General features: G+C 66.2%; 16 protein-coding genes. 8 read left to right on the top strand and 8 right to left on the bottom strand.

Annotation, left to right across the window (positions count from 1 at the left end):
• Window positions 1–13 precede the first annotated feature (13 nt).
• Window positions 14–1,078, bottom strand: coding sequence for a DUF1176 domain-containing protein (locus IG169_RS12005; protein WP_193176452.1), 1,065 nt, complete (start codon window positions 1,076–1,078; stop codon window positions 14–16).
• Window positions 1,079–1,183: 105 nt separating this feature from the next.
• On the bottom strand, window positions 1,184–2,809 hold the full coding sequence (locus tag IG169_RS12000) for an EAL domain-containing protein (RefSeq protein WP_193176451.1): 1,626 nt from the start codon (window positions 2,807–2,809) through the stop codon (window positions 1,184–1,186).
• Between the two features lie 117 nt (window positions 2,810–2,926).
• On the opposite strand from IG169_RS12000, the gene IG169_RS11995 reads away from it, so the two are divergent.
• Window positions 2,927–3,814, top strand: coding sequence for a DMT family transporter (locus tag IG169_RS11995; protein WP_193176450.1), 888 nt, complete (start codon window positions 2,927–2,929; stop codon window positions 3,812–3,814).
• Window positions 3,815–3,845: 31 nt separating this feature from the next.
• Here IG169_RS11995 and IG169_RS11990 read toward each other — a convergent pair whose 3' ends face one another.
• A complete protein-coding gene (locus IG169_RS11990; protein ID WP_193176449.1) occupies window positions 3,846–4,610 on the bottom strand; it encodes an SDR family NAD(P)-dependent oxidoreductase in 765 nt (254 codons plus the stop codon).
• 177 nt (window positions 4,611–4,787) lie between these two features.
• On the opposite strand from IG169_RS11990, the gene IG169_RS11985 reads away from it, so the two are divergent.
• The 3 genes from IG169_RS11985 (at window position 4,788) to IG169_RS11975 (ending at window position 6,766) form a co-directional block, all read left to right on the top strand.
• Entirely contained in the window at window positions 4,788–5,681 is an 894-nt protein-coding gene (locus IG169_RS11985; RefSeq protein ID WP_193176448.1) for an AraC family transcriptional regulator, read from the top strand.
• Window positions 5,682–6,025: 344 nt separating this feature from the next.
• A complete protein-coding gene (locus tag IG169_RS11980) occupies window positions 6,026–6,280 on the top strand; it encodes a DUF1344 domain-containing protein (RefSeq protein WP_193176447.1) in 255 nt (84 codons plus the stop codon).
• Between the two features lie 243 nt (window positions 6,281–6,523).
• Window positions 6,524–6,766, top strand: a complete 243-nt coding sequence (locus tag IG169_RS11975) for a DUF1344 domain-containing protein (RefSeq protein ID WP_193176446.1) — start codon at window positions 6,524–6,526, stop codon at window positions 6,764–6,766.
• Between the two features lie 53 nt (window positions 6,767–6,819).
• Here IG169_RS11975 and IG169_RS11970 read toward each other — a convergent pair whose 3' ends face one another.
• Genes IG169_RS11970 through IG169_RS11960 form a run of 3 tightly spaced genes read right to left on the bottom strand, consistent with a single transcriptional unit; the run spans window position 6,820 to window position 9,501 of the window.
• On the bottom strand, window positions 6,820–7,173 hold the full coding sequence (locus IG169_RS11970; protein ID WP_193176445.1) for a cupin domain-containing protein: 354 nt from the start codon (window positions 7,171–7,173) through the stop codon (window positions 6,820–6,822).
• Window positions 7,174–7,184: 11 nt separating this feature from the next.
• The gene (locus IG169_RS11965) at window positions 7,185–8,396 is read right to left on the bottom strand and encodes a mandelate racemase/muconate lactonizing enzyme family protein (RefSeq protein WP_193176444.1); all 1,212 of its coding nucleotides are present in this window, start codon (window positions 8,394–8,396) and stop codon (window positions 7,185–7,187) included.
• Window positions 8,397–8,406: 10 nt separating this feature from the next.
• Window positions 8,407–9,501, bottom strand: coding sequence for a Zn-dependent alcohol dehydrogenase (locus tag IG169_RS11960; RefSeq protein ID WP_193176443.1), 1,095 nt, complete (start codon window positions 9,499–9,501; stop codon window positions 8,407–8,409).
• Window positions 9,502–9,667: 166 nt separating this feature from the next.
• On the opposite strand from IG169_RS11960, the gene IG169_RS11955 reads away from it, so the two are divergent.
• Both IG169_RS11955 and IG169_RS11950 read left to right on the top strand, forming a co-directional pair.
• The gene (locus IG169_RS11955; protein ID WP_193176442.1) at window positions 9,668–10,060 is read left to right on the top strand and encodes an acyl-CoA thioesterase; all 393 of its coding nucleotides are present in this window, start codon (window positions 9,668–9,670) and stop codon (window positions 10,058–10,060) included.
• A gap of 146 nt (window positions 10,061–10,206) precedes the next feature.
• Window positions 10,207–10,446, top strand: a complete 240-nt coding sequence (locus IG169_RS11950) for a BrnA antitoxin family protein (protein WP_193176441.1) — start codon at window positions 10,207–10,209, stop codon at window positions 10,444–10,446.
• A gap of 23 nt (window positions 10,447–10,469) precedes the next feature.
• Here the strand turns inward: IG169_RS11950 and IG169_RS11945 are convergent, their stop codons facing one another.
• Together IG169_RS11945 and IG169_RS11940 are read right to left on the bottom strand one after the other, a co-directional pair.
• Window positions 10,470–12,425: an elongation factor G gene (locus IG169_RS11945; protein WP_193176440.1), complete on the bottom strand. Its 1,956-nt coding sequence runs from the start codon at window positions 12,423–12,425 to the stop codon at window positions 10,470–10,472.
• A 159-nt stretch (window positions 12,426–12,584) separates the two neighbouring features.
• Window positions 12,585–13,190, bottom strand: coding sequence for a HupE/UreJ family protein (locus IG169_RS11940; RefSeq protein ID WP_428982247.1), 606 nt, complete (start codon window positions 13,188–13,190; stop codon window positions 12,585–12,587).
• 172 nt (window positions 13,191–13,362) lie between these two features.
• Between IG169_RS11940 and IG169_RS11935 the strand changes: the two genes are divergently transcribed.
• A complete protein-coding gene (locus IG169_RS11935; RefSeq protein WP_193176439.1) occupies window positions 13,363–14,274 on the top strand; it encodes a peptidase inhibitor family I36 protein in 912 nt (303 codons plus the stop codon).
• A gap of 122 nt (window positions 14,275–14,396) precedes the next feature.
• Entirely contained in the window at window positions 14,397–15,806 is a 1,410-nt protein-coding gene (locus tag IG169_RS11930; RefSeq protein ID WP_193176438.1) for a 1-acyl-sn-glycerol-3-phosphate acyltransferase, read from the top strand.

Below are 15,806 nucleotides of genomic sequence, written 5' to 3'. Positions count from 1 at the left end.
TAAAGATGAACGGCTAGGGCTGTCCCTCCGGCGGCCAGACGAGCGGCCAGGTGTCCGGCCCGCCGGCAGCATCCCCGTCGCACTCGCCATTGACCCGCGCCTCGACCAGCACGAAGGCATACCGCCCGGAGACCTCGCGCCATGCCCAGCGATTGTATTCGCCGCAATCGCCGTTTCCGCGCCCCTCGAAATAGCCGGTAAGCTGCAGGCTGTCCTGGTCCCAGGCGATGTTCCACGCCTCTTCCGCCGTCGATGGACCGTCCCCGGTCATCACCGGCAGCGGCACGCTGCGGAACCGCGATCCCGTCCGCTCCCAGAATGCATAGGGCTGGTTGTCGGCATCACCCGCCCCGCAGGGCAGTCCGATCAGGAATGTCTCGTTGCCCGTATTGGCCTCGAACCCGCCAAGACCGGCGAACCGCTCTTCCGCGAGGCCGCCACAGGCCGCTGACGGCCTGTCGGCGAATTCGTTGCGGATCTGGAACGGAATCGCCGCAAACGACGTGATTTCCCGCACCGTCTCGCCCCCGGCCGCCGGCGCGCCGCCGTCCGCCTGCAATGCGTCCTCCCGGCCGACGCGCCCTTGCTGCTCGTCCATGAAGGTCAGCCCGGCGACGAAACCCGCCAGCGAGAAGGTCGACACCGTATCGGCACCGCGCGCGCGAAACGAGACCCGCAGCTCCTGCCCGCTCCGGGCCGCGTCGACCAGCGCCGCGATCTCGGCCTCGCCCTTGAAGGTATATTCGTAGACCGCGGCCCGGTAGGACAACTCCGACACCGGCAGGCGCAGGATTTCCCGTCCGTCGACCTGCATCACCACCTCGGATCCGGCGGCAAGCGTCTCGCGCACGCCGAGCACCAGTTCCAGCGGCGCATCGCGGCTCGAGCGGCGCCGGAAGATCACCGTGTAGAGCTCCGACTGTGCGTTATAGGTGGACACGTCGCAGATCAGCGCGTCCGAGCAGTCGACGCTGACATCGCGAATGCGCTTGAACTGGCGCGCCTCCGCCGCCGTGGCCGGAAGAAGGCCCGCGATCAGCAAGAGGACCGCCGCGGCTCGCATCAGGTCGAACCGCATGTTTCCCCGCTGAAGACATCGCATCGGCGTTTTCATTCCCTGTTGATCCGTCGCGGTGAACCTATAGCAGGCCCGGCAAGCAAGGAAGCCAAAACGGCTGCTCTTCTACGCGCATTTTGCGGGTTGCGTCCCGGCTTCGGCGGTCCCGCCGGCTTCGCGCATCCGCCCGCGCGCCAGAACCGCCTGGTGATGCGCCAGTTCGAGGATCGCGTTGTCGGCGTCGAGCGGCTTGCACAGGAAGAAACCCTGCACCTCGTTGACGCCGAGCTGGTGCAGCGCTGCCAGTTCTTTCTCGCTCTCGACGCCTTCTGCCACGGTTTTCATGCCGAATTCGCGCGCCACGTCGACCAGCATCTGCACCAGCGCCCGCGCGCGCGGATCCTGCGCGATGCCGTCGATGAACAATTTGTCGATCTTGAGGATCGCCGCGCCCAGCCGCTGGATCGACGCAAGCCCGTTATGCCCCGTCCCGGCATCGTCGATAGCGACCTCGATTCCCAATGCCCTCAGTGCTTCGATCGAACGGCGCGCCTTGTCCACGCAGCAGATTTCCTCGCGCTCGGTGATCTCGATCACCACCCGGCCGGGATCGAGATCAGCCCGTTTCAGAACGTCGTCGAGCCAGGCCGGAAATCCGGATTCGCTGAATTGCGCCGGAGACGCATTGAAGGCGAATTTCACATGCGGCGCGGTCTCGGTGACGCTGCGCATCGACTGCGCCGTCTTGGCGATCATCAGTTCCAGCAGGTCGCCCGACCATCCGTTCGCTTCGATCAGCGGCACGAACGCCGCCGGTGACATTTTCATGCCGTCCCTGCCGGGCCAGCGCGCCAGCACCTCGAAGCCGGTCATTTCGCCGCTCGCGACATCATAGGCGGGCTGGAAATACGGAACGATTTCGCCGCGTCTCAGCGCTTGCCGGATGTGATTCGCCGAGTTCGGCCGCGACACGAGACCGCGCGCCACGAGATAGGCAATGAGGAGCGCCAGCGCCACGACGCTCGCTTCGGTGGCGGGATTGCGTTCCATGTTCAGCTCGTGCATCAGCCGGGCCGGAACGTGAATCCGCACGACAAGCGGATAGCGCGTCGACTTGACTTCGAACATCTCGGCATCGCCGCCGATTTCCCATTGCGGGCCTTCGAAACTGCCGATCGTGCGCCCGTTGGTCAGCGACAGCTTGATCGCGCCGCTGTCGCGGAACGCCGCCGGCAGGATGTCGAAGACGAGCGACTCCGTGTTGACCAGAGCGGTTGCCAGCGCTGTCTCGTCGAATTTCAACGTCACCGCGACGGCGGATGAAGTCCGCATCCTCACGGGATTGAGGACGATCTTCGGATCGCGCGCGGGCATACTGTCTACCGGATCGCGATAATTGCGTGTCAGCGTCTCGTTGTTCATCGCCACCGAGCAGATGACACCGTCATGCGCCGTCAGGATATCCTTGATCGAGCCCGACTGGAAAACAGCGTTGTTAAGCGCCGCCACCGCCTCTGCGTCGCAGTCGGTATGGCCGGCTTCCCCGAGTTCGCCGAGCTTGATGACGGCGTAGTCGGTCGCGATCTCGGCCCGCGTCAGCGCGCTTTGCGCGAGACCCGCCACCGTCTGGCGGTTGAAGGCGGTGACGATCTGACGATGTGCGGTAACGGCCATCAGAACGAACACGGCCGCGATGAGCAGCGTGAGCACGCCGGTCAGCAATCCTGCCGATATTCGCGTTGCCGATTGCATCAACATTCCCGATTGGATAGCAGTCTTTGGCTTACCAACCGATAAACGCCGTCTTGGTAGATCTGCCATCCGCGATCGAGGCCGGCCGATCTCGTAAACCGCCCCGGAAACCGCCCGATGAACCGCGCCTCCGCCAATCTCCTGCTGTTGACAACCGGCGCAATCTGGGGCGGCGGTTTCGTCGCCCAGTCGACCGCCATGGCCTCGATCGGCCCGGTCTTCTTCACCGGCCTGCGCTTCCTGGCGGCGGCGCTCGCCGTCCTGCCCTTCGCCCTGTGGGAAGCCCGCAATGCCCGGGCCCCGCTCGCGCCGACGCCGGCGCAATGGAAACGCTTCACCCTGCTCGGATCGCTTCTCTTCGCGTCGCTGGCGACCCAGCAGATCGGCCTTCTGACCACCAGCGTCACCAATTCCGGCTTCCTGACCGGCCTTTATGTCGTCATCACCCCGGTCGTCGGCATCGTGCTCTGGCGCGTCTGGCCCCACCCGGTGATCTGGCCAGCCGCCCTGTTGTCGCTCGCCGGCATCTTCCTGCTGTCCGGCGGAACGCTGACCGGCCTGACCGCCGGTGACTGGTGGACGATCCTGTGCGCCGCGATCTGGGCCTGCCATGTCCAGTTTCTCGGCCGGTTCATCGCCGATGCCCGTCCGCTGCAACTGGCCTTCTCGCAGTTTATCGTCTGCGGCCTCGTCGGCCTTTCGCTCGCGCCGCTCGTCGAACCTGTCGGTTGGCACATGGTCACCGGCGCGGCCAGCGAAATCCTGTTTGCCGGCGTGTTTTCCGGCGGCGTCGCCTTCACCATCCAGGCCATCGCGCAGCGCCACACCACCGCGCCGCAGGCGGCCATCTTCATGTCGTCGGAGGCGCTGTTCGCCGCCTTTTTCGGCGCGCTTCTTCTCGGCGACCGCATCGGCGCGACCGGCCTTGCCGGCTGCGCCCTGATCTTCTGCGCCATGCTCGCCGTCGAACTCGTGCCGATGATGCGCGAAAGACGGACGGCCTGACGCCGCAGGCCGCCCGCATCTTTCTCCGGGGTCAGAGGAACATTCCGCCCGAGACCTCGATGCGCTGTCCGGTCATCCAGCCGTTCTCTCCGGCGAGCAGGCTGGAGATCGCGCCGCCGATATCGTCCGGCAGGCCGGCCCGGCCCATCGCCGTCATCGAGGCGACCATCTTGTTCATCTCCGCATTGTCGCGCACCATGCCGCCATTGAAGTCGGTCTCGATCGCGCCCGGAGCCACCACGTTGACCGCAATGCCGCGGGAACCGAGTTCGCGCGCCATGTAGCGCGTCATCGTTTCGACCGCGCCCTTCATCGTGCCGTAGGCCGACGAGCCCGGCAGGTGGAAGCGGGCGAGCCCCGACGACAAATTGACGATCCGGCCGCCGTCCTCGATCACCGGCAGCAGCGCCTGCGTCAGGAAATAGACGCCCTTCACATGGACGTTCATCAGCGCGTCGAATTCCGCCTCGCTCGTCTCGGCGAACGGCTTGTGCAGCCCGATCCCCGCATTGTTGACGAGGAAGTGGAGGGTCTCGCGGCCCCAATTGTCCTTCAACGTCGCGATCAGCTTTTCGACGAAGGCGGCAAAGGCCGGGACGTCGGATGTGTCGAGCTGGAGCGCCACCGCCTTGCCGCCGGCGGCCTCGACCTCGCGGACGGCCGCCTCGGCCGCCTCGCGGTTCGACTGGTAGGTCAGGACGCTGTCGATTCCCTTGCCGGCGAGGTGGACCGCCGTGTTGCGGCCGAGCCCGCGGCTGCCGCCGGTGATCAGGGTGATTTTGGTATCTGTGGTCATGTCCGGTCTCCTGTGTTGGATAGCCCGGAGCTAGTCGCCCGCGCCCCCGCGCGCCTGCCATTTCGTCCGCGGAACTTGCCTGATCCTCCAGGATACCCAGATAGGAGACTGGCGAAGGGTTGAGCCCGCGCCCGCCGGCAGGCATCACCGCCGGCAGTGATTTCGGAGAATGACGCCATGATCGACGACGACTTCATCGCCCGCGTCGCCGCCTTCGCCGAGGCGCGCGGCATCCGCGACGAACCGGTGGAATGCGGCGCCGGCGGGCTCGCCGTCTGGCGCAGCCTCGCCCCGACCCCGATCCGCCCGGCCCATTACCAGCCTGTGATCTGCCTCGTCCTGCAGGGTGCCAAGCAGGTCTCGGTTGGCCGCAGCGAGACCCTTCTCTCGAAAGGCAAGTCCCTGATCGTCTCGGTCGACCTGCCGACCATCTCCCGCGTCGTCGAGGCATCGCGCGAAAAGCCCTACCTGACCTTTTCCCTGCCCATCGACATGGCGCTGCTGCGCGAGGTGGCGGGCGAGGTGGACCTCGCCGGCGTCGAGGCGCGAGAGGCGAACGCGATCTCCGCCGCGGAGGCCGACAAGGCGCTGGTCGACTCCATGGACCGCCTCTTTAGCGTTGCGAACAAGCCCGCCGCGGCCGCGATGCTGGCGCCGTTGATCCTGCGCGAGATCCACTTCTGGATGCTGATGGCCGATCACGGCGGCATGCTGCGCGAACTCTGCCGCGCCGACAGTCGCGCCGCGCGGATCGCGCGTTCCATCGGCATCATCCGGCGCGACTTCACGGCCCGGCTGCGCGTCGAGGATCTCGCCAGAGCCGCGGCGATGAGCAGTTCGGCATTCCACGACCATTTCAAGACGATCACCGGCACGACGCCGCTGCAGTTCCAGAAGCAGCTGCGGCTGATGGAGGCAAGGCGCCTGATCGCCTCCGGTGAAATCTCCGTCTCCGCCGCGGCCTATCACGTCGGCTACGAAAGCCCGACCCAGTTCAGCCGCGAATATGCCCGCGCCTGGGGCGCACCGCCGCGCACCGACCTGCCCGCGCGGATCGCCGCACCGGCCTGACAGGCTCATCACCGACTGTGACAGCGATCAAATCGCACCGCCGCGAAGTTCGACGTGATCGCTCCGGGCAACGCCGCGAGCCCGCCCGCCCGCGCCCTGCCACATTTGCCGGCGCGCGATCGCCCGTCCGGCCGGGCCCGGCGTCAAAACTGTGTCGGAAACTGGGCCGGATGGCAGGATTATGTCATTGTTTTCATTTCGGTTTCTACACGCAACGTGATTTGAATTCCGCCGTCGCCGCGGCCTTATTCGCCCCGTTGCCGGCGGCGTATTCCACGCCCCGCTCCCTACCAGCCGGAAGCGTCGCTGGCAGCAAACAGAAAAAACGGGAAAGGACCCTGACCATGAAGAAACTCGTTACCGCCACGCTCGCCGGTGCAATGCTCGTCGGTTCCGTCGTCGCCTCGCTCGCGGCAGTCGCCCAGGGCGTCGTCGCCAATGTCGACACGGAAACGCGCACCATCACGCTCGAAGACGGGTCCAACTGGGTTGTCGCCGACAATGTCGACCTGGAAGCGATCGCCGCCGGCGACAAGATCCAGGTCACCTATGACGACGGCACGACCAATGTGACCGCGGTCGAAAAGGAAACGATGTAGGCTTTACGCCACGCATCGAGGGGATGGCGGCGCCCGGCTCCGGGCCCGTCATCCCTTTTTCGTGTCCGAGCGCCGGTCGCGGCGGATTTGCGGCGTTTTCGCGTCTTTTTCAAGCTACTGTTTTTAAACAAAGAATCCAGTTGAAAACGGATTTCTTCGTGCTAGAGGTGATGCGCCCGGCAGCGCTCACCGGAAACGGCGGGCCTCCTGAGCCCGGGTGTATTTCATGGAAAAACCGACAAAATGAGAAAGCTTCTCATCGCCTTCGCAGCGATCTTCGTTGCAACCGTATCCGTATTCGCTGCCCAGTTTCAGGGCGTCGTCGCCGAAGTGGACGACGAAAACCGCACCGTCACGCTGGATGACGGCAGCACCGTGCCCGTCGCCGACGGCGTCGACATCTCCTCGATCGCGCCCGGCGACACCGTCGACATCATCACCGACGACGCGTCCGGCGAGATCACGGAAGTCATGATCGCCGAATAAGCGCCAGCGCTTCGCATGCCCGCGGCCGGACCCCAGGTCCGGCCGTTTTCCAGTCAGATCGCCGTCTTTTTTGCCGCCGTTTCCGGATCGCCGGTATTCGGCGTTCCCGCCGGCTCGATCAGCAGCAGTTCGACTTCCTCTTCCGCCACTGGCCGGTGTTCCACGCCCTTCGGCACGACATAGATCTCGCCCGGCCAGAGCTCCACGTCGCCGTCGCGCATCTCGATTTTCAGCCTGCCCTTCAGCACGTGGAAGAAATCGTCTGTGTCGGGATGCGAATGCCAGACGAATTCGCCCTTCAGCTTCACCACCAGAAGATCGTGGCCATTGAAACTGCCGACGATCTTCGGCGACCAGTGCTCGGAAAACATCGCGAGCTTCTCGGCGAGGTTGATGGACTCGGGCATATCGCTCTCCTTCAGGACTGCACCGGCTTCTCCGCCATACCGAGATGCAGATGCGGTCCGTCATAGGGGTTGGCGCGCGCCACCGCCTCGTCGATCTCGATGCCGAGCCCCGGCGTTTCCGGTATCACCGTGTAGCCGTTCTCGAGCGTGAGCGGGACCTTCAGCAAATCGGCGTGGAACCCGCCCCAGTCCTTGATCGCTTCCAGGATCAGGAAATTCGGACATGACGCCGCCAGCTGGATATTCGCCGCCGCGGCGACCGGCCCGCAATAGCAATGCGGCGCGACCAGCGAGTGATGCACCTCGGCAATCGCCGCGATCTTCTTGCCCTCCAGGATCCCGCCGGAACGGCCGAGATCCGGCTGGACGATCTGCGCCGCGCCCAGCGCCAGCAGCCGCGCGAACTCGTATTTCGTCGTCAGCCGCTCGCCGGTCGCCACGGGAATCGAGGTCTTGCGCGCGAACTCCGCCATCGCCTCCGGCATGTCCGGCGGCACCGGCTCCTCGAACCATAAGGGATCATAGGGCTCGATCGCCTTCGCCATCCGCGCCGCGCCCGACGGCGTGAACTGGCCGTGCGTCCCGAACAATATGTCGGCGCGCGTGCCGACCGCCGCGCGCACCGCCTTCATCATCGCCGCCGACCGCTCGATGTCGGTCAGGAGCGGCTGGTGCGGATCGTATATCGTATAGGGACCGGCCGGATCGAATTTCACCGCCGTGAAGCCCTGTTCCACCCAGTGGAGAGCATTCTCCGCCGCTAGGTCCGGGTCGTTATAGACCGTGCGCCCGCTCGTCTCGTCGGGATAAATCGAGCCGGTCGCCGGATAGAGATAGGTGTAGGAGCGCAAAGCCTCGTGCACGCGGCCGCCGATCAGCGCGTGCACCGGCTTGCCGGCCTCCTTGCCGATAATGTCCCAGCAGGCCATTTCCAGCGCCGAATAGCAGCCCATCATCGACAGATCCGGCCGCTGCGTGAAGCCCGACGAATAACAGCGCCGGAAGAACGCCTCGACATTGTGCGGATCGTGCCCGGCGAGATGCCTCGCCGCGACGTCTTCGATCGCCGCCGCCATCACCTTCGGCCCGAAACTCGCGCCATAGGCCTCGCCCCAGCCGGTCACGCCGCCATCCGTCGTCAGCTTGACGAACAGGAAATAGCGCCCGCCCGGCGCGCCGTCCGGCGTGCCGACAATGAAGGTTTCGATGTCCGTTATCTTCATGGCAGTTCACTCAATCGAAAACGATCACATTGCGCAACGCCTCGCCGCGCTTGGTCGAGGCGATGGCCTCGTTGATATCGTCCAGCGCAAACCGCCCGGTCACCAGCTCGTCCAGCTTCAGCCGGCCCTCCTGGTAGAGCGTCACCAGATACGGGATGTCGCGCGCCACCTGCGCCGAGCCCATCTTCGAGCCGATGATCCTCTGGCTCCAGCCGGCCAGCGTGCCCGGATCGTATTCGCCCATCACGCCCGACGGCGGCATGCCGACGATGACGATGGAACCCGCCTTGGTAATGTATTGCGCCGCGCTGTCGATGGCCGGTTTGACACCGACCGAGACGAACACGAAATCGACGCCGCGCCCGCCGGTCAGCGCCATCAGCTGTTCGCGGTGGTCCGGGGCCCCCGCATTGATCCCGTGCGTCGCGCCGAAGCGCTTCGCCGCCGCCAACTTGTCATTGGAAAGATCGATCGCGATGATTGTCTGCGCGCCCGAGGCGAGCGCGCCCTGCACAGCGTTCAGTCCGACGCCGCCGCAGCCGATCACCGCGACATGGCATCCAGGATGGATCTGCGCCGTGTTGGTCACCGCGCCAAAACCGGTGATCACGCCGCAGGCGAGCAGCGACGCGGCGTCGAAGGCGATCTCCTTCGGGATCACCGCGACCTGGCTCTTCTCGACCACGACCTTCTCGGCGAACGCCCCGGTTCGAAGCCCGTGCACCAGCGCCTCTCCGCCCGCGCCCGCAATCGGTGACTGCCGGTCGAGCGGGAAGACTTCCTCGCACAGCACCTGATGCCCGCCGGAGCAGTAGTGGCAGGTCCCGCATGACCGGATCAGCGTCACCACCACATGGTCGCCCGGTTCGACGCCGGCAACACCCGGCCCGACCTGCTCCACCACGCCTGCCGCCTCGTGGCCGAGCACCATCGGCAGCGTGCCGCCCCAGCCGCCCTCGGCATAGATGATGTCGGAATGGCAGATCGCGCAGGCCTTCACGGCGACCTTCACCTCGCCCGGCCCCGGATCGGCCAGCGTCACCGCCTCGATGACGAGCGGCGCATTGAAATCGCGGCAGACCGCCGCGCGGATCGTCTCGGACATGGCACGCGCCCCGGTGGAACTCAGGTTCGAAGGCTATGTCCACCTTTGCGTACCCGGTAGCGGGCGCGGCGACATCGCCTGTCGGCTTTGTGATGCTCGGTTGCGTCGCGCCGGCTTTTGGCCTTCAAGGGAGGCAGAGGAATCGCAAAGAGAAGACAGGCGCGCCATGACCGAGAAGACCGACACCGACGCCCCCAAGGGTGAACTGACGCTTCGCACCCTCGCCATGCCGGGCGATACCAATGCCGCGGGCGATATTTTCGGCGGCTGGGTGATGGCGCAGATGGACCTGGCATCGGGCATTCGCGGCGCCGAGGTCGCCGGCGGACGCGTCGTCACCGCCGCGGTCAACGAGATGTCGTTTGCGATGCCGGTCAAGGTCGGCGACACGCTCTGCGTCTATACCGAGATCGAGCGCATCGGCCGCACCTCGATGGTCATGCGCATCGAGGCCTGGGCGCAGCGCTATCTCTCCCACGTGATGGAAAAGGTCACCGACGCCAGCTTCGTCATGGTCGCGCTCGACACCGCCGGCAAGCCGACCCCGATCCCGCGCTGACGGGAACCGCCACCGTCTGCCGTATCGCGCCGAGACCGGAAAATCCGGTTGACGGCGCGTCTTCTGTGAGGAAAACGCCAAGCCGTAAGGATTATCGGCATAATCTCGTGCGATACTTGTCGACATGATTCTCTAGGATATCGACCATGGCATACCCACCGCGCCGGACCTCGAGCGCTCGAGACAAGGCGGAAGCGCTGTTCAAATCCGCCACCACCAAGCCGGCCGAACCGTCGGAAAAGCCGCAGCGCGCGGCGATCCCCACCGGCAAGGAAAGCGTGACGCTACGCATCGACAGCGACGTGCTGGCCTGGTTCCAGGACGAGGGTCCCGGCTGGCAGGACCGCATCAACAAGGCGCTGCGCAAGGCCTCCGGCCTGAAATAACGCCAGACGGTTTTGCGGGGACGCTATTCCGCCCCGTTGCCGTGCGCCCGCACGATGGCGTCGGCCTCCTTGCCGTACAGCTCCTCGAAATGGTCGAATTCGCGCGAGAACCAGCCGATCCCTTGCGTCGCCGAGCGCAGCGAATGCGACAGCTCGTCGAGCGCGTGGCCGGGGATCAGCGCCCGGAAGACGTCCCAGCCCCTGGCGCTGTCGTCGCGGTCGAAACCGAGCACCTGTCCCTTGAACGACGAGACGATCGGCACCAGGCTGCCCGAGAACACCGACGGGATATGGAACTCGATCCGGTAGATCGGCTGCATCAGCACCGGCGCGGCCTCGCCCAGCGCCTGGTGGACGCCCATCCGGCCCGCCGCGCGGAACGCGAACTCGTTGGAATCGACCGAATGATGCTGGCCGTCGGTCAGCGTGACGCCGGCATCGATCACCTGGAAGCCGAGCGGTCCCTTGGCGAGCGCCTCGCGCGCGCCGGCTTCCACCGCCGGGATGAAATTGCGCGGCACCGCCCCGCCCTTCACCGTCTCGTCGAAAGTGAAGCCGTCGCCGCGCCCGTTCGGGTGGATGCTCAGTTTCACGTCGGCAAACTGCCCCGCCCCGCCGGTCTGCTTGCGGTGGCGGTAATGCACCTCGGCCTTCTTGGTGATCGTCTCACGATAGGCGGCGCTCGGCGGCCGCTCCGAAACGGCGATCTTGAACACCTCGGAAAGCGTGCGGATCAGGTCGCGCAGATGCACCGGCCCTTGCACCGCGACCAGCTGCGCGCCGGTGCCTTCCTCCTGCGTCACCGTCAGCCCCTGGTCGGTCTCGGCGATCTTCGCCAGCGTGCCCGAAAGCTTCGTCTCGTCACGCTCGTTTTCGGGCGCCAGCACCCGCTCGACCATCGGCGTCGGCGCCGTCGTCCAGTCGGGCGTGGCGACCGCCTTGTCGGCGGTCAGCACCGACGGCGCGGTCAGATGGTCGGATTTCACCGCGGCGAACACCTGTCCCGGCTCTTGGTCGCCCGATCCTGCCGCCTTGCCCGAGCCCGGCTCCTGCAGAGCGCCGAGGCCGGAGCCCCCAAGCTGCGCGCCCTGCTTCAACCCGCCATCAAGCGCCCGTAGCAGCACGGTCTTGCCGACATTCTGGCGGTGATAGGCATGGAAACCGACCGCCATGAGCGCGGTCTCCTTCGCCCCGCTCGCCGCGGCAAGGCGCTTGCGCAGCGCGGCGACCGGCGGCGCCTCGTGCCTGAGCGCCTTCATCAGCCGCATCACGCCGTTATTGTGGCTCGCCGCGCCGACCATCACCGGCATTACCTTGTTCTCGCGCAGCACCCGCGTCGAGATCGAAAAAACCGCGTCATTGGCCGGCTCGTGATCCTCGATCAGCTCCTCCAGCAGCCAGTCGTCGAATTCGGACAGATGCTCCAGCAGTTCGGCGCGTGCCTCGTGCTCGCGCTCGATCAGTTCCTCGGGAATCTTGACCAGCGTCGATGTCTGCCCCTCGCGGTAGCGCCAGGCGCGCTCCGAGATCAGGTCGATCACGCCGACGATCTGGTCGCCCTCGCGGATCGGCACCTGCCGCATCACCAGCGGATGGCCGCAATAGTCCTGCAGCGCGGCTATGATGTCGCGGATCCGCCCCTTCGGCTCGTCGATCTTGTTGATGAAGATGATGCACGGCGTGCCCGACGCCTCGACCACCCTGAGATAGGGCGCGGCCAGCACCGCCTCGTCCGGATTGGGCGAAACGCACAGGATGCAGGCGTCGCTTGCCAGGAGCGCATCCTGCGTGTGGGCAAGCGCCTCGATCGATCCGGACGCGTCGAGCGCGCACCAGTTCTCCCCCATGAAACTGAATTCGGCCACGCCCAGACCGTAGGGAGTGACCGATTTCTTTGCCGCGCCTTCCAGTGAACCGAGCTTGTCCACCAGCGTGGACTTCCCGGTCTGCGACGGTCCAAGGACAGTGAAGCAACGCATTGGCCAACCTCCCTTTTGGCGTGGAATTCAATCCGGTCTGACAGAATGCATCGAACCGGCGCCGGACGCCACCCCCGCGGCCCTTGCCTCGCAGCAGGCATGAAAAAACGCCGGCGGAAACCGCCGGCGCAACACGTCATGAAAAATTGTCCGTTTGGATCAGCCGGCGAGAAGGAAAAGGCCGCTCGCCACCGTTGCCCCGCCAAGCACGCGGGCCAGCGCTTCGGCACGGCCGCCCTGTCCGAACAGGCGGGTCACCCCGAAGCCGAGGCCGATGCCCGCCACATGCAGGCCAGCCGTCGCCAGCGCGAAACCGGCCGCGTAGGAGAATTCGCCCGCCGTTCCGATTTCACCGCCATGCGCATGCCCGTGGAACAGTGCGAAAACGCCGACGATCGCCGCCGCCGGCACGACCGGCAGCTTCACCGCCATGGCGACCAGCAGCCCGAGCGCCACCACCGATGCGAGGATCGCCGGCTCGACGAAGGGCAGGTGCACGCCGGCAAGCGCCAGCAAGAAACCGGCCAGCATGGTGCCGACAAAGGCCGACGGCACGATCCAGATCGCCTTTCCGCCGTTGAGATAGGCCCACAGGCCGACCGCGACCATCGCGAGAATATGGTCCGCCCCGAATAGCGGATGCGAGAAGCCCGCCGGAAACGAGCCGTGCTCGGCCGGATTGAGATGCGCGAAGGCCGGTGCCGCGGCGGCGAGCAGAAAGATGGATGCAAGGGAGAGGCGCTTCATGTTCGATGATCCTTTCATGGGTTTGTCCGGCGTCCCGGGTTGGGTCACGCCTCGAAGCGTCGCGATGATAGGGTTGATTCCGCCTCTCTGGCAACGTGCCGCAGCGGCACCTTCGGCGGTGTTGATGTCGGTCAATGCCCGCGCCCCCGCCAGGACGCAGCATGTCGGCAACTCGAAGGAGGAGTGCGTCATGACCATGATGAAATATCTGCGTGGCATCGGCCTTGCCGCCATCGCGCTTGCGGCATCGGTAATGCCCGGCGCCGCGCTCGAGGCCGCCGCCACGACGGCCGTCAATGTGCGGTCCGGCCCCGGCACCGGCTTTTCGGTCGTCGACACGCTCCATGCCGGCGAGATCGTCGATGTCGTCGAGTGCAACGCCGCCAACACCTGGTGCCGGATCTATCACGAGGGGCCGGACGGCTGGGTGTCGCGCAGTTATCTCGGCGCGCCGCCCGCCGGAGGGAGTTCTGGTTCGCAACCGCAGTTCGGCATCACGATCCCGCTGCCCGGCGGCGGATCGATCACCTTCGGCACGCCCGGCTACACGCCGCCGCCCGGCAGCCCTCCCCCGCCGCCGCCACCTCCGGGTCCGGCGCAGGTTTGCGTCTACGACCTGCCGAACTATGCCGGCGCCAGCATTTGCGCCGCTGCCGGCACCAGCGCGGCCAGTATCCCCGGCTTCTGGAACAACCGGGCGACGTCGCTGCGCGTCTTCGGCGGCGCGTCGATCCGCCTGTGCGATGGCATCAACTATGGCGGCTTCTGCAACGTGTTCAACTCGGACCAGCCGGCACTTGGCGCGGCGCTGAACAACAAGGCCTCGTCCTACGACGTGATGCCGCCGCAACCCAAGCGCGTCTGCGTCTACGACCTGCCCAATTATCAGGGCGCGTCGATCTGCGTGAACGCCGGCGCCAGCGCCCCGATGATCCCGGGCGTCTGGAACAACAGGGTCACCTCTCTCAAGGTCTTCGGAGGCGCCCGCATCAGGCTTTGCCAAGCCCCCGGCTTCGGCGGCTTCTGCAACGTCTTCTCGACCAACGTGCCGGTGCTCGGCGGGCCGCTCAACAACAACGCCTCGTCCTACCAGACCTGGTGACCGTAACGCGGATCGCATCCTTGCCGATCGGGACGCGCCGCCCCGGAAGGGGCGGCGTTTTTGCGGCAATCGACTTCGCCGCCCGCCCCCGCTAACCTTGCGAAAAAGCGAGGGGAGACAGCATGTCGGCAACGATCGAACTGCCGGTCTGGCTGGTGGCGCTTGCCGGCGCCCTGGCGGCGGTCGCCTTCGTCGACCGGCTGCTGACACCGGCCGTACGCTGGTTTTTCCGGCGTCGCGTCAACCGCGCCATCGAGGAGCTCAACACCCGCCTGCAGCTGAAGATCAAGCCCTTCGGCCTGACCCGCCGCCAGGTGCTGATCGACCGCGTCGCGCATGATCCCGACGTGATGATCGCCGCCGAGGAACATGCCCGCGAACAGAACATGCCGGTCGCGGTCGCGATGGACCAGGCCGAGCGCTACGCCCGCGAGATCGTCCCCGCCTTCAACGCCTATGCCTATTTCCGCATCGGCATCCGCATCGCGCGGATGCTGTCGACGGCGCTCTACCGCGTGCGCCTCGGCTACACGGACACCGAGGCGCTTTCCAGCGTCAATCCGGATTCCACCGTGGTCTTCGTGATGAACCATCGCTCCAACATGGATTATGTCCTCGTCACCTATCTCGCGTCCGCATCGACGACGCTCTCCTACGCGGTCGGCGAATGGGCGCGCATCCCGGTCCTGCAGACGCTGATCCGCGCCATGGGCGCCTATTTCATCCGCCGCGACACCCGCGACCGGCTTTATCGCCGGGTGCTCGCCGCCTATGTCCGCATGGCGACGGATGCCGGCGTCACCCAGGCGATCTTTCCCGAGGGCGGCCTGTCGCGCGACGGCGCGCTGCGCCCGGTCCGTCTCGGCCTCTTGTCCTACATCCTGTCGGCGCACGAACACGGCGACCGCGACACGGTCTTCATCCCGGTCGGGGTGAACTACGACCGCGTGCTGGAGGACCGCTCGCTCGTCGCTGACGCCACCGGCCATGCCGCGCCGGTCTCGACGCTGCAGAAGACCGCGACCACCCTCGCCTTCCTGTTCAGGAACCTGCGCCTGCGCATGGCCGGAAAATGGCACCGTTTCGGCTATGCCTGCGTCTCTTTCGGCAAACCGGTTTCGCTGAACGCGATGCTGGCAAGGCACGGCGCCGCCCGCTGGACCGATCTCGCCGAGGCCGAGCGTCCCGCGCTGACCGAGGAGATCGGCGCGATGCTGATGGAGGAAGTCGGCAGGGTCATTCCGGCCTTGCCGGTGTCGCTGGTTGCCGTCGCGCTGCTCGATGCGCCGGCCGGCGAGCTCGACCTCCTCGCGCTGAAGGCGCGCGTCGGCGCGCTGATCGACCGGCTCGCCGAACGCGGCGCCCATGTCCATGTCGCCCATGCCGACCGCGACTACGAGGTGACGGCGGGCCTGCGCATGCTGACGTTGCGCCGCATCGTCACGCGCGGCGAAGACGGCCTGCTGCACATCGCGCCGGGCGAGGAAATCCTCGTCGCCTATTACGCCAACGCCATCCGCCACCTGCTTTAG

Origin of the sequence: Oricola nitratireducens (assembly GCF_014904745.1) — a bacterium.
GTDB lineage: Bacteria > Pseudomonadota > Alphaproteobacteria > Rhizobiales > Rhizobiaceae > Oricola > Oricola nitratireducens.
This window is presented reverse-complemented; position numbering and strand designations above follow the sequence as displayed.